Here is a 22,788-nt window from a genome sequence, read left to right on the forward strand (position 1 = left end):
AGGTCGAATCCGCCGTCATGCCATTGCCTCTGGCTGACCGCTGATTGCTGACCGCTGACCGCTGTGTGCTAAAAATTCAAGAACCACTCAGGAATCGCGATGATGTACTTCAGGTTAAAGACCCACCGCAGCACCATCTTGATCGGCAGCGACGCCATGAAGAGCATCAGGTTCGCCATCAACATGAAGCGGATGAGTCCCATCCGTTGGTAATACTTCCGGAACACGGTCAGCGCCATCAGCGGCGGCAAGGCAATGAAATAGCCGAGCGTCAAAATGATGCCGAGCGACTCCCGCAGCAGGATGTAGCCGGCCTGCACTGCGAAGGGACTTCCCGATGGAGCCGTCGGCATCGGCCGATCGAGCCAGCGCTCCCAAAAAATTTGCGACAGGTTGACGTTGTCGAGCGCTTCGACCTTGTGTGCGTCCCAATACTCGTACGGGCCGAAGAAATTCCAGTTGGGGCCCCGCAACAACGTGCCAAGCACGATCAGCGTGATCCACATAACCAGGAAGCCAAACTGAAAGATGATGTAGGCGAACTTACGTTGATTGATCGTGTAGTAGCCGTTGCCTGCCTTGTTGAAATCGATGTACGGAATCGCCATCAACCCGACGACGATTAAGCTCGGCAGCACGACCCCCGCCATCCACGGGTCGAAGTAGACGAGCATCTCCTGCAGCCCAAGGAAGTACCAGGGCGCCTTCGACGGGTTCGGCGTCTTGACGCTGCTCGCAGGTTCTTCCAGCGGCGCGGGGAGTGCGATTGCCCAGAAAATCAGGAACGCCGTCAGGGCGATCATGCAGATTAGTTCGGTGTAGACCAGGTCGGGCCACACCAGAATCTTTTCATTGTCGAGCGCCTCGAGCGGCGCTTCGCCGCGGGCGATCCGGTCGTCGTTGATCACCGCCCGATAGGTCGCTAGCCACGTGAAATATGCAAGGAGCAACACGAGCATCACGATGGGCACGTTGTCGGGCTTCGCCACGATCTCGTAGAAGTCGCGGTCGGTCATCGACAGGCCGAGGAACAGCAACATCAGGTTCCAGATCACCCATGCGACCGTCGGGTTCACAAAGAACCGGCGGAAAACGAACAGAATGCTGAGCAGCACCACCGTGCCGACGCTGTAGACGACCGGACCCGTACTGCGATTGACGAACTCCCGCAGCCACTCAGGCATCGAGGGCATCCACGCCCCGTGACCGCTCCAGGCGAGCGGTGACATGACGATGAAGACAAAGGCAAGCAGGAGCCAGACGATCGCGCTGGTGAACGGAAACGTCTGCTCGCCGGCGCGGATACTGAACCAAGTTTTCGCCGTTCCAGAGCGCCATAGATAGAGCGCAGCGATGCCGTTCATCAGTGCAAGCACGATGTAATACGGCCCCAGGAACGAGGCGACCGTGTTCAGAAATTGCGCTTCGGTCAGTCCGTGAGTCATGAAATGCAGGGGTCAGGAGTCAGGGATCAGGAGTCAGAGACAGAAGCATTTGACTCCTGTCTCCTGACTCCTGACTCCTCTGTTTACAAAGGCCCGCTGATGCCGCCATCTTTTCGTACCCGCCAGAAGTGGATTGCCAGGAGCAGCGCCACGCCGAGCGGGATTGCAATGCAGTGCAGAATGTAAAACCGATTGAGCGTCTCTTCGCCGACCTCGCGGGCGCCGAGCAGCGCAAACCGCGCGTCCGACGCGTTGGTAATCATGTCGACGCCGCCGACCGACAGCAGCTGCTGCAGTGGTCCTTCATGGCCAAGAACCGGCGTCGCGCGAGCCATGTTTGACCCGACCGTGATGGCCCAAACCGCCAGTTGATCCCACGGCAGCAGGTAGCCAGTGAACGACAACAGCAAGGTGAGCAGCAGTAGAATGACGCCTACCACCCAGTTGAATTCCCGCGGCGGCTTATAGCTGCCGGTGAGAAACACCCGATACATGTGGAGCCACACCGTGATCACCATCGCGTGGGCGCCCCAGCGATGAATTTCGCGCAGCAAGCCCAGCGACGTCACGTCTCGTAAGGCTTGAATGTCGGTGTACGCCCACTCGACCGTCGGGCGGTAATAGAACATCAACAGGACGCCGGTCACCGTTTCCACCAGAAACAGGAAGAAGGTGACGCCGCCCATGCACCAGGTGTAGCTGAGGGCAATCCCCTGCTTCTTGATCGACACTGGGTGCAGATGCAAGAAGAAGTTGGTCAGCATCACGACGATGCGATTGCGCCGATCCACCGGCATCGGATGCCGGAAGATGCTTTTCCAAATTTGCGATTCGCGGATCGTGTCGCTTAGAGGCATGTCAGCTAATTGGCTGTTGAAGTCTCGCCATCCCAAGCCCCAGCGGGGCGACATCATGTAGCCAGGGGCGTATGCCCCGGGTTCTCGCAGCCCGAAGTCACACGACGCCCCGGAGGGGCGACAGAAACTTCACGACCGACTCGTTCTATCCAATCCGGTGTCGCCCCTTCAGGGCTTTCGGTACCTGTATCGACGCGTTAACCAGGGGCTCACGCCCCTGGTTACAACATGCCACCCCTTTCGGGGCTGAATGCTGACCGCTTCCTCGCTCCTACACCGGAATAAACGACGCCGGATCGGTCCAGGCGCCCATCTCTTCCTGAAAGGTGCGACTCTTGTCGACTTCGATCTGCCCGTCGTCCGCCAGCCGGATTGCGTAACGTTCCAGCGGCCGCGGCGCCGGGCCTTCGAAGTTGATTCCATCCTTATAAAAACCGCTGCCGTGGCAGGGGCACTTGAACTTTTGCTCCGCTTCCAGCCAGTTCGGCGTGCAGCCGAGATGGGTGCAGACCGACTTCAGCGCGACGATTTGCTGCTGGCCGTTGTACTCAGCGTTCACCACCCAAATGCCGAACTGGGCTTTGAACTTTTCCTGCACTTGTCCGCCCGGGAACGCATCGGGAAAGCCGACCTTGAACTTGCTCGGCGGTTCCCGCAGCACATTGGGGAACATGAATTTCACCGTCAGCAGCGTCCACAGCGTCCCGATAATGCCCACCATCCAGAAGCCGACGGCCAGCATGATGCCGACGAAATCACGCCGATCCGTGTCATCGATCGCCTTCGCGGCTGCGGCGACCTTCGGCTTGGCGTAATCGGGCTTCACCGGCATCGGAGGGACGACGATGGTCGGCTTCGGCGGTGCGGGTGCAGGAGCCTTCGCCGCGGCCTCGGCCTTGCTCATCGGGCCCGCTTTCTCGCCCTTGCGGGCGGCGCCCAGAATACTGGCCGTGTCCCGAGGCTCGGCCGGCGCAGCTGGCTCGGCGGGCTTTGCCGCCGCGGCGGGCTTGGGTTTCGGAGCTGGAGCCGCCTTGGCAGCGACAGGGGCGGCTGCGGCAGGCGCCTTGCGGGCCGCCGCGAGCATCTCAGCCACGCTTAGTCGGCCGCCGCCCGGTGCGGTCGCCGGCTTCACGGGTTCGCCCGCAGCGGGCGACGACGCCGGCTTAGCAGGGGCGGCGGGCGCTCCCTCGGCAGCCGCAGAGGCTCCAGGCGTCGGCGCATCAGCAGCCGGCTTCTCAGCGGATCCTCCGCTGTCAGCGGCGCGGGCGGCCGCGAGCATCTCGGCCACCGTCAGTTTCTTCTTGTCAGCCATGGGTGGCGCTTTCGAAGAGGCGCTGCCTAGACCACCGCTGTCGCACGGCGGGCAGATCGTCCGCCGCCGCCGACCTTAAAAAGCCGCTCCCACCCTACACGCCCGCGTCGATGGGAAAGCGGAAAAGGCACCGCCGAAACAAGTTCGGTCACTTTGTGACGATTTTCACAATGTGACTCGCCTTAAGGTAACCCGTGCGCTTGACTTATGTCAACTCCCCTCGCGTCGCGCGCCAACTTTCTTGTCAGCGATCACCGCCGAGTCGGTCCAGATTCTACCAATGGCCTCCAGCGATGCCATGGGGGGTAGGCCAACTTTGGCGGGAACTCACGCCGCCGCTGGTCGCCGTCAGGTTCAGCGCCATCTCCACCGCCCGCGCCTATTCGAGTTCGCGGAGTGAGCGCAACGCCTATCTCGACCGCAGCCAGCCGCCTAGAATCTGTTGCTTGAATTTCGCTAAACGAAAAGTAACGAAGAGCCGTCCGCGCGCCGCCGCGGTCGCGTTGATTTCCTTGCTGTTGGGCATCTCAGGCATAACGGCGAAGGCGGCGCAGGAGTTGTTTCGATGAAGGTGTTGGTCGTTGGCGGCGGCGGGCGTGAGCATGCCCTCGCCTGGAAAATCAAGCAGAGCCCGCGCGTCGAGCGCGTCTTCGTCGCTCCCGGCAATGCCGGCACGGCGATCGACGCCGAAAACGTCGCGATCGGCGACGCAGACGTTCCCGCGCTCGTGAAGTTCGCCAAGGACAACGCCATCGATCTGGCGGTCATTGGCCCCGAATCCTCCCTCGCCGTCGGCATCGTCGATGCGCTGAGCGCGGCCGGCATCAAGGCGTTTGGCCCGAGCAAGCAGGCCGCGGAGCTCGAAGCGAGCAAGGTCTTCTGCAAGAACCTCCTCCGCCACGCCGACGTTCCCACGGCCGATTTTCGCACCTTTCGCGACGCCGCCAGCGCCACCGCCTACCTAGTCGAGCGCGAAGATCAGCCGATGGTCGTGAAGGCCGACGGACTCGCCGCCGGCAAGGGGGTGATCGTTTGCGAAACGAAGGCCGAGGCCTTAGAGGCCGTGCAGCGGATTGCCGGCGATCGCGAGTTCGGGGCCGCGGGCAGCCAACTCGTCGTCGAAGAGCGGCTCGTCGGCGAAGAGGCGAGCGTCCTGGCGATCACCGACGGCCGGAACATTATCACGTTACCCGCCGCCCAAGATCATAAAGCCGCCTACGACGGCGATCGGGGTCCCAACACCGGCGGCATGGGCGCCTACTCCCCTGCCCCGCTCGTCACGCCCGCCCTGCTCGAGCAGATCCAGGAACGGATCCTTGTGCCGACGATTCACCAGATGAAGCGCTCGCGCCGCCCTTTCCGCGGCATCCTCTACGCCGGCCTGATGGTCACCAAGCACGGCATCAAAGTTTTGGAGTATAACGTCCGCTTTGGCGATCCCGAGTGCCAGCCGATCCTGATGCGACTCCAGAGCGATCTGGTCGACGTACTGGAAGCCACCGTCGACGGCAAGCTCGACGAGATCGCGCCGCTCGTCTGGGACGAACGCCCCGCCGTCTGCGTCGTCATGGCGAGCGAAGGCTACCCCGGCAAGTATCAAACGGGCCGTCCGATCCGCGGCCTTGAACAGGCCGCCGCCATTCCCGATGTGAAGGTGTTCCACGCCGGCACCACGCTGAAGGGGGACCAGGTCGTCACCAACGGCGGCCGCGTCCTGGGCGTCACCGGGCTGGGGGCGACGATCGCCCAGGCCAAGCTCCAGGCCTACACGGCGGTGAAGCAAATCCGCTGGGAAGGCGCCTGGTGCCGCAAAGACATCTCCGACAAGGCGCACGCCTAGACGCCTCTCGCGACCTCCCCGCTAGCCGGAGGGCCACGCCCTCCGGCTAGCCCCGCCAAGCAGTTTTCCCTTTCAGCGCCACCCCCGGACCGCGTGGCGGTCCGGCTACTGCCCACTGCCCACTGCCCACGAAATTCTATTGCCCCTCCTCTCGAACCTTTCCTAAACTACTCCGTAGAAGGCAATATCCGAGCGATCTATCGATCCGCCCCGATATCAGCCTCCTCGGCCTCTCATGCGACGCTCCACACTCCACCGCCTGACGCAGAAGTGCATCGCCCTTGTGGCGATCGCCGTCATGGGCGGCGTGCAGCCGATGCTTTCGGCCTGCACTTGCGGACTGACGATCCCGCAATCGGTCGTGGAAGCGGCGGTCGAAACCGAACATTGCTGCTCCGGCTGCTGCACGACTTCCGCCGCTGAAGCGAGCGAAACCACTGGCTCCGAGTGCTGCGGTTCCACCGGCGACGGTCCGTCGAATTGCGACGACTGCGGCTGTTGCGTCGCCGCTGAAGAGGCGCCGCTTCTTCCCACGACAACGACAGTTCAAGACGACGTTCATTCCGTCCCGATCGCCTATCTGGCGATCATCCCGACCGCGTTCCACAGCGGCCTCCATGGCGTCGCGTGGCATAACGCGTTCGATCTTACGTCGCTGGGCGGTCCTCCCGGCATCAGGCTTCACGCTTTACTCTCCGTGTGGCGGATTTGATCGCGCCACGACCGACGAGTCCCTCGTTGCCTAACGGCCTGTGTATCAAACGAGGGTCGGACTGGTTGCTTAAGCAACCAGTCCAGCGCCGGAGTTGGTAAACCAACTCGCCGCGCATGTCCCGTCGGTCGCGCCGCATCATTCCGTTTCGTTTGGACGTTCGTTTTCTTTCGTATCAAACGCGAGGCTGCGCGCCTCGCATCACATGGAGATATCTAAAATGTCCAGGATTTTTTTGACCGCCGTTGCCGCCCTCGCCACCAGCGCGCTCGGCCTCACCGCCACGGCTACCGGAGCGACCGAAGGCGCCAAGACCGCGGCCTGCTGCTGCGGCGATGACTGCCAGTGCGAAGAGTGCGGTTGCGCCGACGGCAAATGCACCGATTGCAACTGCCCCGACTGCGGCTGCAAGGATTGCGGTTGCGGCGACAGCTGCGGCAAGTAACGGGCGGAACCTCCGGTTTCGCGCTTGAGTGTTGAAGTTCGTAACGACGCCCCTCGGCGGCCCTGTGCCGTCGAGGGGCGTTTTCGATGCAATTCGCGGCAATGCAATCAGTGCTATACTTGGCGATTCCAAGCGATTCGATTCTTCAAGCCACTGAGACGCCGCGTGAACTCTTGGAGCTACATCGCTGCGAGCCTCCGCCAATATTGGCGCATCCAGGCGTCGGTCGCCGCCGGCGTCGCGGTGACGACCGCCGTGATCACCGGCGCCCTGCTCGTCGGCGACTCGATGCGCGGCAGCCTGCGCGATCTCGCGCTCGGCAGTCTCGGCCGCATCGATCAAGTCCTCGTCGCTGAGCATCCTTTCCGCCAAGCCGGATTGCTCGCCGACGACGTGCGTGTCGAAGCCGCTCCGCTGCTTCTTACCCAGGGATCCGCGCTCTATCGGGGCGGGGACGGCGAGGTCCGCCGCGCCGCTCAGCTGCAAGTCCTCGGCGTGAACGACCAGTTCTGGAAGCTCGCCGAGCCCCCGATGACGCCGCCCATCGAGCGCGGCAATCAGATCGCACTCACCGCCGATGTGGCGCAGGAGCTTGGCGTTAAGGTCGGCGACGCCGTGCTGCTTCGTCTCCCGCTGGTCGAAAGTATTCCCGCCGACAGCACGCTCGGCGAGAAGGAAGAAACGGCCGCAACGCGACGGCTCACCGTCGCGGCAATTCTCGACGCGGACGTGAACGCGTCGCTCGCCCGCTTCGCCCTCCGGCCGAACCAGACGGCGCCGCGGAACGCCTTCGTCCCGCTGGCGACGATGCAGAGCCTGCTCGATTTGCCGGATCAGGCCAACGCCTTGGCGATCTCGGGCGCCGCCGTCTCCTCGGACGAGTTGCGTCCCACGCTGGCCGACTTCGGCATCACCGTGAAGGATGTCTCGCTCGGCAATGGGGCGCCCAAGTACCTGCAAATCGCCGCCGATCGTTTGGTGCTGCCGCCCGACTTCGTCGCCCTCGCACACCAGTTGTACGGTAAAAAGGGCCTCCAACCGGTCGTCACCTACCTCGCCAATCGCATCTCGGCCGGTGACCGCCGCGTCCCCTACTCCACCGTCGCCGGCGTCGATTCGACCGCCGCTCTCGGCCCGGTGGTCGATGACGCCGGCCAGCCGATCGCACTGGCCGACAACGAAGTGGCGATCAACGACTGGCTCGCCAGCGAGCTGAACGTCAAAGTCGGCGATGACGTGACATCCCTCTGGTACGAACCCGAAACGACGCATGGCGAACTTCGCGAGCACCCGCCGCTCACATTGAAGGTGCGCGCAGTGTTGCCTCTCAAGGATGGCGAAAGCCGCTCCACCGCCGCCGCCGATCCCGACTTCGCCCCCGAGCTCCCCGGCGTCACCGATCAGGCCTCGATTGACGACTGGGAACTCCCGTTCGACCTCGTCGAAACGGTCCGCGACGAGGACGAGAAGTACTGGGACGACTACCGCACCACGCCGAAGGCCTTTGTTTCCCACGCCCTGGCCGCGAAACTCTGGAGCACCCGCTGGGGAACCGACAGCGTCCTGCGTATCCCGACGAGTGAAGGCATTACCGTCGAGTCAGTCACCAGCGAACTGCAGAAGAGGCTCGATCCCGCCCAAATGGGCATGTCGCTTCTCTCCGTCCGGCAAAACGCCCTCGCCGCCGCCAGCGGCACGACGCCGTTCGACGGCCTCTTCCTCGGCTTCAGCTTCTTCCTAATGGCCTCGGCAGTCATGCTCACCGCCCTTCTCTTCCGGCTCGGCATCGAGCAGCGTGCCCGCGAAGTCGGCCTGCTCGAAGCCCTCGGCATGCCGCTGAAAAAGCTCCGCCGGCTGCTGTTGGCGGAGGCGTCGATCGTCGCCGCCATGGGCGCACTCATCGGCGTCTTGCTCGGCGCCGGCTACGCGCGGCTGATGGTCTATGGCCTGAATACTTGGTGGGTCGCCGCCACGGCAGAGCCGTTCCTGCGGCTGCATATCACGCCGCGCAGCCTAGCGATCGGATTCGCCGTGGGCGTGTTCGTCGCGCTGGCCACCGTTGCCTGGTCGCTGCGAAGATTCTCGAAGCTCCCCGCTCGGCAGCTACTAGCGGGCGACGTCGAGCCGGCGCTGCCGACAAAGTCTGTAAGCCGGTGGTCCGGCAAATGGCTTCCCGCCGCCGCAATCGTCGTGGCGATTTCGCTGGGAGCCGTGGGGACGCGTCTGGAAGGCGAAGCCCAGGGGGGCGCCTTCTTCGGCAGCGGCACGCTCGTCCTCGTCGGGGTGCTGGCCGCCGTACGCGGCGTGCTGCGCAGCCCCGTGGTCGGTCGGCCGAACTCGCTCAACCTCGCCGGCCTTGCCGCCCGCAATGTCCGCCGCAACCCGAGCCGGACAATGCTCGCCCTCGGCCTTGCGGCAACGGCGAGCTTCCTCATCGTCGCGATGAGCGCCTTCCGCCTCGCACCCACCAACCGCGGCGTCGGCGGTTTTGACTTGCTGGCGACCGCCGATCTGCCAGTCCTGTTCGATCTCGGCAGCGAATCGGGGCGACGTGAGCTTGGCTTCGCTGCCGAGGATGAGGCGAAGTTGAACGACGCCGTCGTCGTCAGCTTCCGCGTTCGCAACGGCCAGGATGCGAGCTGCTTGAACCTCTACAAGCCGACGCAGCCTCGGATCCTCGGCGCGCCTTCAAACCTGGAAACTTCCAGTGACTTCGCCTGGGCGGGCGAAGGAGACTGGTCGCTCCTGAACAAAGACCTCGGCAACGACGCCAACGGCCAGCCGATCGTCCCGATGGCTCTCGACCGCAACACGGCCTTCTACGCACTACAGCTTTACGCCGTCGGCGCGCAGCTCGTCGTCCGCGACGGCGCCGATCGGCCGGTAACGCTGCAAATCGTCGGCCTCCTTGCTAACAGCGTCCTCCAAGGCGAGGTGCTGATCAGCGAGGCCAACTTCCTGCGTCTCTATCCTGAAGCTGCCGGCAAGCGTTTTTTCCTGCTCCGCCGCGGCAAGACTTCGCCCCCTAGCAAGCAACTTGCGTCGCTGCTCGAGACGCAGCTTGAAGACTACGGCTTTGATGCCGTCGACGCCCGGCAGCGATTGGCCGAACTCCTCGCCGTTCAAAACACTTATCTATCGACATTCCAAAGCCTCGGCGCCCTCGGCCTGCTCCTCGGCGTCGTCGGCTTGTCGGTCGTCCAGTTGAGAAGCATCATCGAACGCCGCGGCGAGCTCGCACTGCTCCAGGCGACCGGTTTTCGACGACGGCGGCTCGCTTGGATGGTGATGGCTGAGAATCTGGTGCTGCTGGTGGGCGGCCTCGCCATCGGCAGTCTCGCGGCGCTGGCCGCCGTGCTGCCCCACGCGCTGGCAGAACAGGCCGGCGCGCCTTGGGCGACCCTGGCGATTTTGCTCGCCATCGTCGCCACGGTCGGCTCGCTGGCCGGGTGGCTCGCCTCGCGGGCCGTGTTGCGGGCGCCGTTGCTTCCAGCCCTGAGAGGAGATTGAAACGCCCAAGGTGTCGGGGGCCTTTTGCGACTGGTAGAGTTCACATTGTAGAGCGTTATCCAGTCGCAAACGGCCCCCGACACCGTTCGACCTGCCCTAGCGGCGTCCCCGCGACCGGCTTAAAGTTTTCATTGTTGCGGAGCGCCGCATCGATCACACCGGGAGTTCCCTTCATGCGCAGCATGCTGCTAGTCGTCGCGTCGTTCGCCCTCACGATCCTTTGCTGGGGCATGTACGGGCCGGTGCTGCACCATGGCGTGCAGGATATGTCCACGGGCGCGGGATTGGCACGAATGCGCCCCTTCGTTTGCGTGGGCCTCGCTTACTTCCTGATCGGCGTCCTCGTGCCGATGGCGATGCTCGCGATGAAGGGCGAGAAGGGAACCTGGACCGTCAGCGGCATTGTGATGAGCCTCGGCGCCGGGGCCCTCGGCGCCGGCGGGGCGCTCGGCATCATTCTGGCGCTCACCTTTGGCGGCGACCCGATTTTTGTGATGCCGCTGGTCTTCGGCGGGGCGCCGGTGGTGAACTCGTTCCTCACCATCTACCTCGCAGGAAAGATGCGTGACATCGGCCCCTTCTTCTTGGCAGGGTTGGTGATGGTGATCATGGGCGCCGTCGTCGTGATGACCTGTGCTCCGCAGAAAAAGAAGGCGTCCGCACCCGCCGTAACTGTAGCGCCGGTGACCTCCGTCGATGCAGTGAACGCCCCCGCTCCCGCCAAGCCGACGCTCGCCGCACGCGGCACGAACTATGCGTTGCTCCTCGGCTCGATCGCTACCGCCATCGTCTGCTGGGGCGCCTACGGCCCGACCCTTCACAAGGGCCAAGCCGCGATGATGCAGAGCCGGTTACGCCCGTTCATCTGCGTGGGACTCGCTTACTTCATCATCGCGGTGATCGTGCCGAACATCATCCTCGCCGTCAGCCCGGAACCGAGCGAGTACAACGTCTCCGGCACGATGTGGAGCCTGCTGGCGGGCGCCGCGGGAGCGTTCGGCGCGCTCGGCATCATCATGGCGTTCAACTTCGGCGGCAAACCGGTCTTCGTGATGCCGCTCATCTTCGGCGGAGCGCCGGTGGTGTCGACGTTGATCACCACGAAGGTGAACGGCCTCTGGGGCGATATCGGCGCCTTCTTCCTCGCGGGTCTAATGCTCGTGATCGCCGGCGCCGCGATGGTGCTGGTCTTCGCCCCGAAGCCTCATCCGCCGGCGCCCGCGCCGCAGCCTGTGCCTGAGCCTAAGCCCATCGCCGAAGAAAAGCAGCCAACCGCCGGCGGCGAAGCCGGAATCGCTTAGGTCCCGCGCACCGGACCGAACCACTCCAACTGGCGGCGCGGACAAATCGCCCACCCGCGCTCGTGGCAGAGTTCGGCCAGCCACAGCGAACGCGAGGCCATCTCCTCCATCGTTCGCCCCTGCGGCATAAGCAACACCCGATCGGCCGAAACCGCCGGCAGCGAAGCGAGCATTTCCTCGACTTCCGCGACATCGTCCACGCGATCGACGACGAACTTCAGCTGGTAGTCGTACTCGGCCATCAACCGCATCAGCACTTCGCGCTGCAGCCGCTGCCGCTCGTGCCGACGGGCCCAATGGGCGTGCCGCTTGGGATCGGGGCCGCTGCTGGAGAGTTTAGGCGAGAGCGACATCAAGTCGCACGCCGCCGGCAGATAGAGCGTGCCGGCGGTCTCGATCGTGATGTGGCGACCGCGACGTTTCAGTTCGCGGCAGAGCGGAATCATTTCTGCGAAAAGCATCGGCTCGCCGCCGGTGATGACGACGTGCTTAACGTCCCACTCTTCGACCTCGGCGATGATCTCGTCAACCGCATAGTCCTGGCCCTCCGGTTGCCACGAGGCGTACGGCGTATCGCAAAACCAGCACCGCAGATTGCAGCCGCTGGCGCGTACGAAGACGCTCGGCACGCCCGTGAGGAGCCCTTCGCCTTGGATCGATTTGTAGATTTCAGCGATCTTCATTCAACGAAGGTGCAAGTGCGAATTAGTCAGGTAGGCACAGCAACTGCCATTTACCACGGAGAGCACAAAGAGCACGGAGGAGAATCAGAAGGGGGGATTAGTTTGCTAACCGAGTGATGCCGTCCTTCAAGAGCTTGACGTTGAAGTTGATCAACAATCCCAACGGCCTTTTACTAAGCTTGAGGTAAGACAATAGTTGGGCGTGATGCACTGGCAAAATGTGGTCCACGCATTTTAGCTCGACGATGACAAGCTCCTCAACAAGCAGATCGAGTCGAAATCCGCCTTCGATGATCTCTCCGCCATAAGTGATCGGCACTTCCACTTGGCTGCTGACGGCTAGACCGCGGCTCATCAGTTCGCGAAGCAAACATGCTTCGTACGCGGACTCAAGCAAACCTGGCCCTAACTCTCGATGGACTGCGATTGCCGCATCAACGATTTCGCCGCTGATGCGATTGATCTCATCGCGATTCGCCTATCTCAGTGTTCTCTGTGGTAAATGCGATTGATCCTGGTAAATGATTGGGTCCGACAGACCAGCTTCCGCGAAGCCTTTGATGCGGAGTTGGCACGCGTCGCAGCGTCCGCAACTGACGCCATCCGCGTCGGGCGAATAGCAGGTGTGCGTGAGGCCGTAATCGACTCCCAATTGTAATCCGCGGCGAATGATTTCAGCCTTCGTTAGCTGAATCAAGGGAGTATGGATGTGGAACTTCAACGTCCCTTCAACGCCTGCCTTGGTGGCGAGGTTCGCCACCTGTTCGAACGCCGTGATGAACTCGGGCCGGCAGTCGGGATAGCCGCTGTAGTCGACGGCGTTGACGCCAATAAAGATATCGGCGGCGCCGATTACCTCCGCGTAACCGAGAGCGAGCGACAGCATCACCGTATTGCGAGCCGGCACGTAAGTGATCGGGATGCCGGCGGACATTTCGTCGCCCGGGCGGTCCAGCGGCACTTCGATGTCAGCCGTCAGCGCACTGCCGCCAAAGGCCGCCAGGTCGATCGCGACGGTCCGATGCTCGACGGCGCCAACCGCCGCAGCGACGCGACGTGCTGACTCGAGTTCGAATCGATGCCGTTGGCCGTAGTCGACGCTCAAGGCGTGAACGTCAAACCCCTCGGCACGCGCAACGGCGGCCGTGGTGGCGGAATCAAGACCGCCCGATAGGAGGACGACGGCGGGTTTGGACATGGGATGATTCGATTTCAACGTTGATGGCGTCAGTTGTCATGGGTCAGTTGTCCGTCGTCAGTGATCAGTTGCTGCTATCGCCGCAGCAAACTTCCCCGTTTTCGCAACTGACAACGGACGACTGACAGCAGACGAATTACATTTGGCCGCCCTTAATCAAAAACGGGCCCCAAATCGCACCACTTTCCGCCGCCGTTCCATCATGCCACAATGGCCGTTTCGTCGAAAGGAGCCGTCCGGCATGCCAGATTCCCGCAGTTTGCTCGAAGTTTTTGATAATCAATACCCGCAACGCGACTACAAGATCGAGATCGTCGCCCCGGAATTCACGTCGGTATGCCCCAAGACCGGACAGCCCGATTTCGGCACGATTACGATCACCTACACGCCCGACAGGAAATGCGTGGAGCTGAAAAGCTTGAAGATGTACCTGCAAAGTTTCCGTAATTCAGGCATCTTCTACGAAAACGTCACCAACGCGATGGTCGATGATCTGGCGGCGGTGCTGCAGCCGCGATGGATGAAGATCGAAGCCGCGTTCACCCCGCGCGGCGGCATCTCGTCGAAGATCATCGTGCAACATGCGTCGGCGCTCTAAAGAAATTCAATTTGAACCGCCAAGGACGCCAAGGTTCGCCAAGGAAATACACGGCAAATAAGGAACTGAACCACAACGGCACAACGGACACGACGAAGATAAAGAAATAATTTCTACGCTGTGTCCGTCGTGTCGTCGTGGTGAAACTTCTTCCCTTGGCGTCCTTGGCGGTTCAACTCTAAAAACAGAAGAGAGAATACGATGTCCACGAAGCCCCGCGTCATTCTCTCCGGCTTCGCCGACGAAGCCGCCAACAATAAGACGGCGGTAGAGCAATTCGCGGCCTTCGCCGCGCTGGGTCTCCAGTACTACAGTTTACGATTCGTCGACGTCGGCAACGGCGTGAAAAACGTCATGGAGCTGACCAAGACCGAGGTCACCAAACTCCGTCACCTCGAAGACGAATACGGCATGAACGTAGCGTCGATCGGCTCGCCAATCGGCAAGGTGAAGCTGCTCGATCAGGAAGACGGCACAAAGAATCGCTTCGTGCCGTTCAAAAAGTATCTCGACGACGTGAAGAAGGCCTGCGAACTGGCGCATGCGTTTGAATCAAAGCTGATTCGCGGCTTTTCGTTTTACCATCCCAAGGGGACCGACCCTTGGGAATTCGTGCCGCAAGCGGTCGAGCAGTTGGGGCAAATCGCCGAGACCTGCCATCGCAGCGATCTGACGTTTGGCTTGGAGGTCGAGGCCAATCTGGTGGGGCAGAATGGCCAATTGATGGCCGAGCTCCATCGTCGGGTCAATCACCCGGCGCTGGTCACGATTTTCGATGGCGCCAACATCGTCTGCCAGGGCTACGATGCCATGGAGACCTTCCGGCAGTACCAAGTGATGAAGCCGAGCATCGGCTGGATGCACATCAAAGATTATCTCGACCCGCGCGTCGACAAACCCGTTGGACACGTCGAGGAGGATGCGCTGAGCCACTTCGTCCCGTGCGATCAGGGCGATGCGGGACACGTGCAGATTCTCACCGACTTCGCCCGCGAAATTCCTGCCTTGGAAAAAATGCTGACCCGCCGCGGCATCCCCGGAGTCATCCTCGATCTCGAGCCCCACCTCAAAGGCGGCGGCCAGTACGGCGGCTTCAGCGGGCCCGACGGCATGTCGGTCGCGCTGAAAGCGCTGCAGCGAGTCCTCGACTTTGTCGGCATCGACTACCACCTGCGCGACTTCGACGACGTCAAGGCGGCGCGCGGATTTTAGGCGTCGCGATGAATCGATTCGTCGGCGGGCGATGACGCTGGCTGTGGGGCGGCGCGCTCGACAGCGCTCGCGCGATCGGGATGACGCATCGCGAGTACCGCGGCGCCGCAGCCAATGATCCCGATCGCGATGCCGGCGCTCGACTGCCAGTCTTGCAGCGACGGGGCATTCCAAATCAGGTAGCCCGAAGTACCCAAGGCCGTGAACGCCACGACCATCTTGCCAATCGCCGACTCGACCTTTCGTTTCTTACGGTGCGTGGCGATCGCGCTCCGGGCCGACGTGTTGGCGATTTCACGGAGCGCCGTCAAATCGGTCGACGCAGTCGCTCGGCGACCCTGCTTCATCGATTCGATCTCGAACGGGATGCTCGGGTCATAGTCGAGCGGCGCCGATTCGCTGGCGTCGACCGCGGCCGGCGCTGTCGGCGTGTTCGACGCCGGTTCGGGCAACGTCGACGACGAACTGCTGCGCATGCGCTGCATCATGCTCGCCATGTATGCGTCTAGCGCTTCGTCCGAATCGTCGGCCGGCACGGTGCGATCCGCCGCCTTGGCCGGCGATAAGAACTCATCGTCAATTTCCGGAGGGGCCGCCGGCGTGAGCGAATCACCGTCATTGTCCTCGAGCAAATGACGATACTTGTCGATGAACGACGTCGGGGCGACGTCCGACGCGACCGGAGCTGTCTCAACGGGCGTCGCCGAGGTTTTGCTTCGTTCCTCGTCGACTTGTCGCGGAGTTGTGGCCGGAGGCGCCTCGGCGACCGGCGTCTGGGCGACCGGCGTCTGGGCGACCGGCGTCTGGGCGACCGGCGTCTGGGCGACCGGCGCGTCGGCGCTGGGCGTCTCCGCGACCGGCGTATCGGCGCTGGGCTCCTCGGTAGCCGGTTCCTCGGCGATGGGCGAGTCGACGGTTGCGGACGCTTCCTGCTGAGGTTCGTCAGCGGGGTTCCAAGCATGCAGCAACGCTTCGTGATCAGCGGCCGCAGCCTGCCCCGACGCGGCGGGCTCCTCCGGGACCGTATGACAGGCCGCCTCGTCGATCGCGGCAGCGTCCGGCGACTCGTCGGCGCCGGCGGCGCCGTGCTCGCTCGGCGTTGCCGGCGTGTCGCAAGTTTCACTTGCCGGCGTCGTATGCGAAATCGACTCCTGGGCCGCGATCGCTTGCTCAAGCTCCGCGACGCGTTCGTTGGCGGTGTGGCATACTCCGGCGAGGCGATGGAGTTCTGCCTCGGCATCGCTCAGTTTCCCGGCGAAGTTCGCGCGCTCATTCTCGAGGCTTTCGACGTCGCCGCGAAGCTGCGCGATCGTCGCCGCGTCAAATGCCGCCTCAGCGGCCTGTTGCTTGAACGAATCGCGTTCCGCTTGGACCGCGGCCAGTTCAGCGTCTAACTCGCGGCGGCGCGTCGCATGTTGTTCAAGTTCAAGCCTCACGCCGTCGAGTTCGGTGCGGACGGCCCCCAGTTCGCGAGCGAGGAGCGTCGCCTGCTCGATCTGCGCGCGGAGGCTCTGCTCCAAATCCGCCGCATGAGCCGCTGCCGCGGTTCGTGCGGCCGCCGACTCCTCGGCGCTTGCTTGTTGCGCGTGGAGCGCTGCGTTCAGTTCGGCGCAGCGGGCTGCCTGCGCGGCCTGATCAGTCTGGGCGGCTGCCAACTGCGATCGGAGCGATTCGACTTCGCCCAGGAGCGGACCAATCCGCTCGGATGCGCGTCGGTCGCGCTCAATCAGCTCGAGGTGCAGCTGCTCGTGGTCTGCCGCGTGCGAATCGTAGGCGGCTCGCGCCAGATCGAGCTCGATCTCCATCGCCGCCAGATCAGCGGCCATCGCGTTGGTGCGAAAGCGAGCGTCGCGCGTTGCGGCGATGAGCGACTTCGCACGTCGCCGCGAGCGGTCGCCGACTTGCCACAATTCGAGAATCAACTCGTCTGCGAAGGCGTGGCTGGAAAACGCGAGATTATTACCTGTTGCTGACGGGCCCGTGACCGCAGCAGTCGGCGGCAACGGGGCAAGCTCGCTAGCGCATGCGACCTGCGGCGGCTCGACGACAGCAGCCGGCTGCGCCGCTTCGGGAGCGGGCGGTGCGTGCAGCAAGGCCGGATTATCGGCGAGTGCCGTCGGCATGGCATCGGGAGTCGGTGCGAGCGACGGCGACAGCGGTTCGCGCGTCTCGACCGACGTCGCAGTCATGTTCAGGTCGGTCAACCGCGACAGTGCTGCCGATACGACCGGAGAGTCTGTCTCGGGGACGTCGACGGTTGGCGTTTCCGATGGCAGAAGCGCCAGTGAGGCAGAGGCGGCGGCGGGAGGCGGCGGCGCAGTGCCTGCTCCAGCGCCGGTCGTCGAGACGTCGTCCACCTGCGCCGACGCCGCGAACTCGAGCTCGTACCGCCCGATGGTCAGCTTGTCGCCGACAGCCACAGGCGCCTTTGTAAAGTCGCGCCGGTTCAGCTGCACGCCGGCGCCCCAGCGAGTTGCCTCAACCCGGTGGGAATCGACCGCGACGACGCATTGCAGCGGCCGGCAATCGGCCCCGGGCAACACAATGGTGCACTGCGGGCTGGAGCCGACGGTCGTCTTTCCTTCGACTAGCGGCTCCACGCGAATGAGTTCGTCGGCAAGGCGGAGGCGCAGCGAGTCGGGCTTCCGCAACAATGTTGTGGAGGCGGTTGCAGTCTCGGGCAGCGTCAAGAGCGACATCAATCGTTCAGCGATGGAGCATCGGGACCCGCAGGAACTCATTCAGAGACGCACCTGCCGGCGACGGGGACGGAGCGGTTGCGCAGCGGGTCCTCACAGTGGACAGCAAAGGGTAGTTCAGAATCGCCGCCCTGACGTCGCTCGGCGGCCCTTGGATAAATCCCTGCGACGCGTGCTAGCCCTGCAGGCCTTGCCGCCGCCTGCCAGACAATTCCGCAGAATTCGATTAGCTCGTGCGACCGTTAATGCCGATCTACCGATATTGCGTTACCCCGCACTGCCGGAGCGGCAGCGGAGTTCCCAAGCTCGGTCGATGTCCACCCCGCCGGATCGGTCAGCCGACAGCCCGGACGCGGGGGATTCAAGCGTTGAACGCAGCGAGGATTCGACAAAAATAAGGCGGATTTCCCTAGCTAAGGGGTTGCGTTCCAGGGATTTGGAAACTCAACGGGCTCTGCGACCTTTTTTCGGCGAGGTGCGTACTATAGTTACGGTGCCAGCAAGGCAGCCCCCCGTTGGGAGGGAATTTGAGCTGGCGTCGCGGCGCATCGGAACAGTCGTCGCGATCTCACCAACACTTATTCGAGGCATACGTACGAGGCGGACAATCGATGCTCAAGGCCGTCATTGAACGACGTCCCAGCCGAGGAATCTAGCGTCGCACCGCTACCCGGAAGGTATCACCACCATGGCTCGCAACGATTCCATCGTAAAGATGCGTGAACTGCTCGTGAAGCGCCGCGACGCCCTGCGTCGCGCCCTTGCCGGCGACTTGAGCTTGCTCAAGTCGCTCAACGAACAAACGGGCGGCGACGTGGGCGATGCGGCGCTCGACGCCGCGCAAGATGAAATCAGCTCCAAGCTGGCCGAAGTGGAGAGCCGCGAACTGGCGAATATCGAAGTCGCCTTGGAGCGGATGCGTAGCGGCTCGTACGGTCTCTGCGAGATTTGCAACTGCAAGATCCCGTTGGCCCGGCTGAACGCTCTGCCTTACGCCACCAGCTGCATCGAATGCCAGCGAGCGATGGAATCATCGGGCGGCGGCAGCGGATATGCCGGCGATTGGAGCCGCGTGCTTGATGGCGGCGCCGACGTTGACGTGTCGTTCAGCGATCTCGAAGCCGGCTGAAATCGGCCGTCGACGTTTTCAGGGGAGCCGCTCCCGAGTTACAATCGATGACGCATGCGCGTCGGTTGGATTCGACGCGAGAGATTGTTCGCTCTCGATGGAGTCGCCCGCGATGTCGTTTTGCTTCTCGCTTAACCTCTGCCTCCGCGGGCGATCGTTCTCTTGCGGGCTGGCGGCAATACTGGCGATCTGCACTGCTGCAATCGCCTTCGGCCAGCAAGCTCCGGTCCCCGCAACGCTGCCGAACGAACGCGATTTGATGTTCGATGAGCTCCACCGCGACGTTGCCGCGATGGAGCGCGAACTGAGCATTTACAAGCGAGTCGTTCGACTAGTGGCGCCGTCGGTGGTCCACGTACAAGCGAAGCCCCACGCCGACTTTCGCTTTCGGCGCGAGGTCGAGGAAGCCGGTTCCGGCGTGCTGGTCTCCGTCGGCGGGAAGAACTATGTGCTGACGAATCGGCATGTCGTGAAGAACTCCGACCCCGAGCATATCCGCCTCGAACTCAACGACGGCCGCGAGATTTCTCCCACCGAAATCTTCGCCGATCCGGAAACCGACGTCGCGGTGCTGCCGGTCGACGCGCCCGATCTGATTCCGGCCCGCGTCGGCGACAGCGATCAGTGCGAGATCGGCGACGTCGTCATGGCGTTCGGCAATCCTTTCAACCTCCGTCAGAGCGTAACCCGCGGCATCATTAGCGGGATGGGGCGCTCGAATCTCGACCTCGGCGACGGCGGCGTCGACTATCAAAACTTCATGCAGACCGACGCCGCGATCAATCCGGGCAACAGCGGCGGTCCGCTGATCAATCTTCGCGGCGAGGTGGTTGGCCTGAACACGGCGATCGCGAGCAACTCGGGCGGGAACGACGGGATTGGCTTTTCCATCCCGATCAACATTGCCATGAGCGTGACGCGGCAATTGGTGTCGCATGGGCGGGTCGACCGCGGCTTTCTCGGCGTGATGCTCGACGGCAACTTCAACCTGGAAGCGGCGCGTTCCGCCGGTCTACCGCGGCTGATGGGCGCGCTGGTGAAACAAGTGACGGAGCGATCGCCCGCCGCGCTGGCAGGCGTGCGGACGAATGACGTGATCCTGCGGTATAACAATGCCGCGATCGAAAACGACCAGCATCTGATCAATCTGGTCAAACTCTCCGACGTCGGCCGGCCGGTCGATATGGTCGTCCTCCGCAGCGGGGAGATGGTGAACATTCAGGCCCAAATCGGCCGCTTGGACGACTTTCTCGCCGAGACCGAAGCGGCGCTGAAGGCCGCCCCGGCGAAATAGCTGGGCATCTTCCTTTGGCCTGCTTCGCCATGCGAAGCGGCGGTCCGCGGCCATGCCTCTGCTAGCACGATTTGCCTCTCTGCAAAGCCGCCCAATCAGCGAGACTCGCTCGGCGCCGGCTGGCCATTGGCGTATTTTCGTGGATTCTGTAACGCTGCGGCGCTCCGAGGCGTAAAAGATTGTGCCCCGTCCGGCGAATAGCCAGGCGGGAATCGTGCAATCACGCCCCATTCCACCAATTGAAAGACGTCACATGCTCCGAGCATTGCTGGCCGCAACCCTACTGCTTGTTGGAAGTAGTTTCCACCCCACCGACGCCAGTGCCGCAGAGGCCGCGTACCGGCTTCCGGCCGACACGGCGTTCATCCTGAATCTCGATCTGCAAGCCGTGCGGAAATCCGAGGTCGGCGGGCGGCTGTTGAATTTGGTCGTCGACAAAGCCATCGAGAAGATCGCGGAGAAGGGAAACACTGATCGCGAGGCGGCGCTGAAGCAAGTCGAAGAAATCCTGGGCTTCAATCCTCTGGAAGAGGTGAAGTCGATCACCGTCTCGGCCAACGACTATGAAGAGCCGGAGAACTCGCTGGTGGCCGTGGTACAGCTTGGCAAGACGACCGGAAACCTCGAAGGTCTGCTCCTCGGTCTGCCGGCGTATGCCGTGGCTGACTACGAGGGTCAGCAGATTCATTCCGCCGCTCCAGAGGATGGCCAAACGCTGTACGTGGCCTTCGTAGCGGATGAGTCAGGCAACCGCCGAATTCTCTTTTCGGCGCAGCGCGACGCGGTTACAAGTCTGCTCGATCAAGCGGCCGGCAAAAGCCTTGCTGGCGATCAGGCTGCCGACTTCACCGTCGAGCAATCAGATGATCGCTTGCTCTCGCTGAAAGTGAACAAGCTGCCGCCGGATGCGGTCGAAGAAGGCCCGCCAGCGAACGTGGCCAAGATATTGAAGGATGCGTCGCTCGGCATCGACGAGGCCGATGGGCGCGTTGGGCTGAACGTGGCGCTGGCAGCCGCCACTGAAGAGCAGGCGGAACAACTTCGACAGATGGCTCAGGGATCGATCGCCATGATTCAGTTCGCCCAAACGGCCAATCCAGAGGACCAGGATCTGAAGAAAATCGCCGGGATGATCAAGGGCGCCGCCGCGTCGCGCGACGGGACGACCGTCAAGGTCAGCTTGCAGTTGCCGGCGGCCGACGTCGCGGCCATCATCGACGAGAAGCTAAAGGACAAATAGTCCGCATGCTGGCCGAGCGCACCGATACGAACGACGCAGCCGCCGAGGCGTTCGAACCCAACGAACTGGTTCGCCGCGCCCAGGCTGGCTGCGTCGATTCGTTTGCGGCGCTTGTGCATCACTTTCAACCCCGCTTGATCGAGATGCTCCGGCAACGCTACGGCACGGATCGAGGCGACGCTGAGGATGTAGCTCAAGAGACGTTTGCCAAGGCGTTTCAACGCCTCGATCAATTCGACTCCAGCTACTGCTTCTCGACGTGGCTCTACACGATCGCCAGGCGAGGAGCCATCGATCGCCGACGACGCCGACAGCGCGAGCCGCAGCAAACATCGCTCGAACTGGAACGATCGGCGTGCATCGAAGCGGATGTGGCCGGGGCCATGGAACGACGCGAGAACGCCGAGAACGTCTGGCGGCTGGCAAAGGCAGTCCTGTCCGAGCCGCAGTACACGGCCACTTGGCTGCGATTCGCCGAAAGCTGCGAGGTCGGTGAAATTGCCCGCCAGATGAATCGGAGCCGCATTGGCGTACGCGTACTGTTGCATCGCGCTCGCACGATACTGATGCGCGAACTTGGCGACGATGCCGCCGCGACGCCGCCGACCGCGCAGGGGGAGAACTAACGCCATGCGACGCATGATTGCCCAATGGATGATCAGCCGCTCGATTGACAGCGGCCGCAGCGTGCCTGCGTGGGTCCGGGCCTGGCTGGGCGACGAGGAGACGATCCGCTTCGAAGCCTCGGCTCGCCGGCTTGCCGACGCGCTGGAGCGCGACGCGCCGGCGTGGCGCACGCTCGCTCCTCACACGGGACAAGAGAAACGCATCAAACGAGAGCAGCGGCGCTGGATAGGCCTTGCGCCGCGTTGGGCCGCCGCCGTCGTCGTTGGCGCGTTGCTTGTGGGCGGGCTCGCGTGGAAGTCTGGCCAGGAGGCGGCTCCCGTGCGGCCGCAGGTCGACGTCGCTCGATCGACGGACGATGCGGCGCTCACCCGCGATGACGTCGACTGGCTCCTCACCGCCTTCGACGAGAGCCAATTCTCGTTCGGTGAACTGGTCACTCGCTTGGACGCCGTGATGACGCCTCGCGTCCCAAACAAGCGGCTCGGGCCGCAGGTCGATGCGGCCGTCGAGTTCTTCGCCTACCGCCTGCCCGCCAGCACGGCGAAGGTTGCGGGCCTCTCGCATGCGACGGCGACGCTGGAATCGCCCAGCTTGCTGTCGCGAATCTGGTTGGGCAAACGAGGAACGTAAGTCCCTGGCTCCGCCAGTGGGCAACAGTGCGCAGGGCAGCGCCTGCCGTCATGGTG

19 protein-coding genes are annotated in these 22,788 nt (G+C 63.1%); 12 read left to right on the forward strand and 7 right to left on the reverse strand.

What is annotated here, in order from left to right:
- Nucleotides 1-68 precede the first annotated feature (68 nt).
- From I41_RS20210 to I41_RS27785, 3 genes are all read right to left on the reverse strand, one after another.
- Nucleotides 69-1,445: a cytochrome b family protein gene (locus tag I41_RS20210; protein ID WP_145434730.1), complete on the reverse strand. Its 1,377-nt coding sequence runs from the start codon at nucleotides 1,443-1,445 to the stop codon at nucleotides 69-71.
- Nucleotides 1,446-1,528: 83 nt separating this feature from the next.
- Nucleotides 1,529-2,359: a cytochrome b N-terminal domain-containing protein gene (locus I41_RS20215; RefSeq protein ID WP_246133710.1), complete on the reverse strand. Its 831-nt coding sequence runs from the start codon at nucleotides 2,357-2,359 to the stop codon at nucleotides 1,529-1,531.
- A 214-nt stretch (nucleotides 2,360-2,573) separates the two neighbouring features.
- Entirely contained in the window at nucleotides 2,574-3,614 is a 1,041-nt protein-coding gene (locus I41_RS27785) for a QcrA and Rieske domain-containing protein (RefSeq protein WP_210421012.1), read from the reverse strand.
- 565 nt (nucleotides 3,615-4,179) lie between these two features.
- Between I41_RS27785 and purD the strand changes: the two genes are divergently transcribed.
- The 5 genes from purD to I41_RS20245 all read left to right on the forward strand — a co-directional run bounded on the left by purD (nucleotide 4,180) and on the right by I41_RS20245 (nucleotide 11,422).
- Nucleotides 4,180-5,454, forward strand: a complete 1,275-nt coding sequence (gene purD / locus I41_RS20225) for a phosphoribosylamine--glycine ligase (RefSeq protein WP_145434732.1) — start codon at nucleotides 4,180-4,182, stop codon at nucleotides 5,452-5,454.
- A gap of 235 nt (nucleotides 5,455-5,689) precedes the next feature.
- Nucleotides 5,690-6,166: a hypothetical protein gene (locus I41_RS20230; RefSeq protein WP_145434733.1), complete on the forward strand. Its 477-nt coding sequence runs from the start codon at nucleotides 5,690-5,692 to the stop codon at nucleotides 6,164-6,166.
- A gap of 220 nt (nucleotides 6,167-6,386) precedes the next feature.
- Nucleotides 6,387-6,611 (forward strand): hypothetical protein, encoded by a 225-nt coding sequence (locus tag I41_RS20235; RefSeq protein ID WP_145434734.1) that lies wholly within the window; start codon nucleotides 6,387-6,389, stop codon nucleotides 6,609-6,611.
- Nucleotides 6,612-6,776: 165 nt separating this feature from the next.
- Nucleotides 6,777-10,121, forward strand: coding sequence for an FtsX-like permease family protein (locus I41_RS20240; protein WP_145434735.1), 3,345 nt, complete (start codon nucleotides 6,777-6,779; stop codon nucleotides 10,119-10,121).
- A gap of 173 nt (nucleotides 10,122-10,294) precedes the next feature.
- Complete coding sequence (locus I41_RS20245) at nucleotides 10,295-11,422, forward strand: hypothetical protein (RefSeq protein ID WP_145434736.1); 1,128 nt, start codon at nucleotides 10,295-10,297, stop codon at nucleotides 11,420-11,422.
- Here I41_RS20245 and I41_RS20250 read toward each other — a convergent pair.
- From I41_RS20250 to queC, 3 genes are all read right to left on the reverse strand, one after another.
- Nucleotides 11,419-12,105 (reverse strand): 7-carboxy-7-deazaguanine synthase QueE, encoded by a 687-nt coding sequence (locus I41_RS20250; RefSeq protein WP_145434737.1) that lies wholly within the window; start codon nucleotides 12,103-12,105, stop codon nucleotides 11,419-11,421. The genes I41_RS20245 and I41_RS20250 overlap by 4 nt on opposite strands.
- A gap of 97 nt (nucleotides 12,106-12,202) precedes the next feature.
- On the reverse strand, nucleotides 12,203-12,568 hold the full coding sequence (locus I41_RS20255) for a GxxExxY protein (protein WP_145434738.1): 366 nt from the start codon (nucleotides 12,566-12,568) through the stop codon (nucleotides 12,203-12,205).
- 15 nt (nucleotides 12,569-12,583) lie between these two features.
- On the reverse strand, nucleotides 12,584-13,303 hold the full coding sequence (gene queC / locus I41_RS20260; RefSeq protein WP_145434739.1) for a 7-cyano-7-deazaguanine synthase QueC: 720 nt from the start codon (nucleotides 13,301-13,303) through the stop codon (nucleotides 12,584-12,586).
- A 241-nt stretch (nucleotides 13,304-13,544) separates the two neighbouring features.
- Between queC and queF the strand changes: the two genes are divergently transcribed.
- Together queF and I41_RS20270 are read left to right on the forward strand one after the other, a co-directional pair.
- Nucleotides 13,545-13,901: a preQ(1) synthase gene (gene queF / locus I41_RS20265; protein WP_145434740.1), complete on the forward strand. Its 357-nt coding sequence runs from the start codon at nucleotides 13,545-13,547 to the stop codon at nucleotides 13,899-13,901.
- Nucleotides 13,902-14,102: 201 nt separating this feature from the next.
- A complete protein-coding gene (locus I41_RS20270) occupies nucleotides 14,103-15,113 on the forward strand; it encodes a sugar phosphate isomerase/epimerase family protein (protein ID WP_145434741.1) in 1,011 nt (336 codons plus the stop codon).
- On the opposite strand, the gene I41_RS27455 is transcribed toward I41_RS20270, so the two are convergent.
- Complete coding sequence (locus I41_RS27455) at nucleotides 15,110-17,812, reverse strand: FHA domain-containing protein (protein WP_168207047.1); 2,703 nt, start codon at nucleotides 17,810-17,812, stop codon at nucleotides 15,110-15,112. The two genes, I41_RS20270 and I41_RS27455, sit on opposite strands and share 4 nt — an antisense overlap.
- Nucleotides 17,813-18,500: 688 nt before the next feature.
- Here I41_RS27455 and I41_RS20295 point away from each other — a divergent pair.
- From I41_RS20295 to I41_RS20315, 5 genes are all read left to right on the forward strand, one after another.
- On the forward strand, nucleotides 18,501-18,941 hold the full coding sequence (locus tag I41_RS20295; protein ID WP_145434746.1) for a TraR/DksA family transcriptional regulator: 441 nt from the start codon (nucleotides 18,501-18,503) through the stop codon (nucleotides 18,939-18,941).
- Nucleotides 18,942-19,053: 112 nt separating this feature from the next.
- Nucleotides 19,054-20,235: a S1C family serine protease gene (locus I41_RS20300; RefSeq protein WP_168207048.1), complete on the forward strand. Its 1,182-nt coding sequence runs from the start codon at nucleotides 19,054-19,056 to the stop codon at nucleotides 20,233-20,235.
- Nucleotides 20,236-20,488: 253 nt separating this feature from the next.
- Nucleotides 20,489-21,475 carry a hypothetical protein gene (locus I41_RS20305; RefSeq protein WP_145434748.1) on the forward strand — a complete coding sequence of 329 codons (987 nt, stop codon included), beginning with the start codon at nucleotides 20,489-20,491 and terminating at the stop codon, nucleotides 21,473-21,475.
- 5 nt (nucleotides 21,476-21,480) lie between these two features.
- Complete coding sequence (locus I41_RS20310; protein ID WP_145434749.1) at nucleotides 21,481-22,101, forward strand: RNA polymerase sigma factor; 621 nt, start codon at nucleotides 21,481-21,483, stop codon at nucleotides 22,099-22,101.
- A 4-nt stretch (nucleotides 22,102-22,105) separates the two neighbouring features.
- Nucleotides 22,106-22,732 (forward strand): hypothetical protein, encoded by a 627-nt coding sequence (locus tag I41_RS20315; protein ID WP_145434750.1) that lies wholly within the window; start codon nucleotides 22,106-22,108, stop codon nucleotides 22,730-22,732.
- Nucleotides 22,733-22,788 lie beyond the last annotated feature (56 nt).

This window comes from Lacipirellula limnantheis, from assembly GCF_007746075.1.
Classification (GTDB): domain Bacteria; phylum Planctomycetota; class Planctomycetia; order Pirellulales; family Lacipirellulaceae; genus Lacipirellula; species Lacipirellula limnantheis.

Excerpts from the sequence above, each read along its gene's own strand:
- I41_RS20310 (WP_145434749.1), top strand. The coding sequence starts at position 21,481 with ATGCTGGCCGAGCGCACCGATACGAACGACGCAGCCGCCGAGGCGTTC.
- I41_RS27785 (WP_210421012.1), bottom strand. The coding sequence starts at position 3,614 with ATGGCTGACAAGAAGAAACTGACGGTGGCCGAGATGCTCGCGGCCGCC.
- I41_RS20210 (WP_145434730.1), bottom strand. The coding sequence starts at position 1,445 with ATGACTCACGGACTGACCGAAGCGCAATTTCTGAACACGGTCGCCTCG.
- purD (WP_145434732.1), top strand. The coding sequence starts at position 4,180 with ATGAAGGTGTTGGTCGTTGGCGGCGGCGGGCGTGAGCATGCCCTCGCC.
- I41_RS20295 (WP_145434746.1), top strand. The coding sequence starts at position 18,501 with ATGGCTCGCAACGATTCCATCGTAAAGATGCGTGAACTGCTCGTGAAG.
- queF (WP_145434740.1), top strand. The coding sequence starts at position 13,545 with ATGCCAGATTCCCGCAGTTTGCTCGAAGTTTTTGATAATCAATACCCG.
- I41_RS20305 (WP_145434748.1), top strand. The coding sequence starts at position 20,489 with ATGCTCCGAGCATTGCTGGCCGCAACCCTACTGCTTGTTGGAAGTAGT.
- I41_RS20250 (WP_145434737.1), bottom strand. The coding sequence starts at position 12,105 with ATGAAGATCGCTGAAATCTACAAATCGATCCAAGGCGAAGGGCTCCTC.
- I41_RS20215 (WP_246133710.1), bottom strand. The coding sequence starts at position 2,359 with ATGATGTCGCCCCGCTGGGGCTTGGGATGGCGAGACTTCAACAGCCAA.
- queC (WP_145434739.1), bottom strand. The coding sequence starts at position 13,303 with ATGTCCAAACCCGCCGTCGTCCTCCTATCGGGCGGTCTTGATTCCGCC.
- I41_RS20230 (WP_145434733.1), top strand. The coding sequence starts at position 5,690 with ATGCGACGCTCCACACTCCACCGCCTGACGCAGAAGTGCATCGCCCTT.
- I41_RS20235 (WP_145434734.1), top strand. The coding sequence starts at position 6,387 with ATGTCCAGGATTTTTTTGACCGCCGTTGCCGCCCTCGCCACCAGCGCG.
- I41_RS20300 (WP_168207048.1), top strand. The coding sequence starts at position 19,054 with ATGTCGTTTTGCTTCTCGCTTAACCTCTGCCTCCGCGGGCGATCGTTC.
- I41_RS20245 (WP_145434736.1), top strand. The coding sequence starts at position 10,295 with ATGCGCAGCATGCTGCTAGTCGTCGCGTCGTTCGCCCTCACGATCCTT.
- I41_RS20270 (WP_145434741.1), top strand. The coding sequence starts at position 14,103 with ATGTCCACGAAGCCCCGCGTCATTCTCTCCGGCTTCGCCGACGAAGCC.
- I41_RS20315 (WP_145434750.1), top strand. The coding sequence starts at position 22,106 with ATGCGACGCATGATTGCCCAATGGATGATCAGCCGCTCGATTGACAGC.
- I41_RS27455 (WP_168207047.1), bottom strand. The coding sequence starts at position 17,812 with ATGTCGCTCTTGACGCTGCCCGAGACTGCAACCGCCTCCACAACATTG.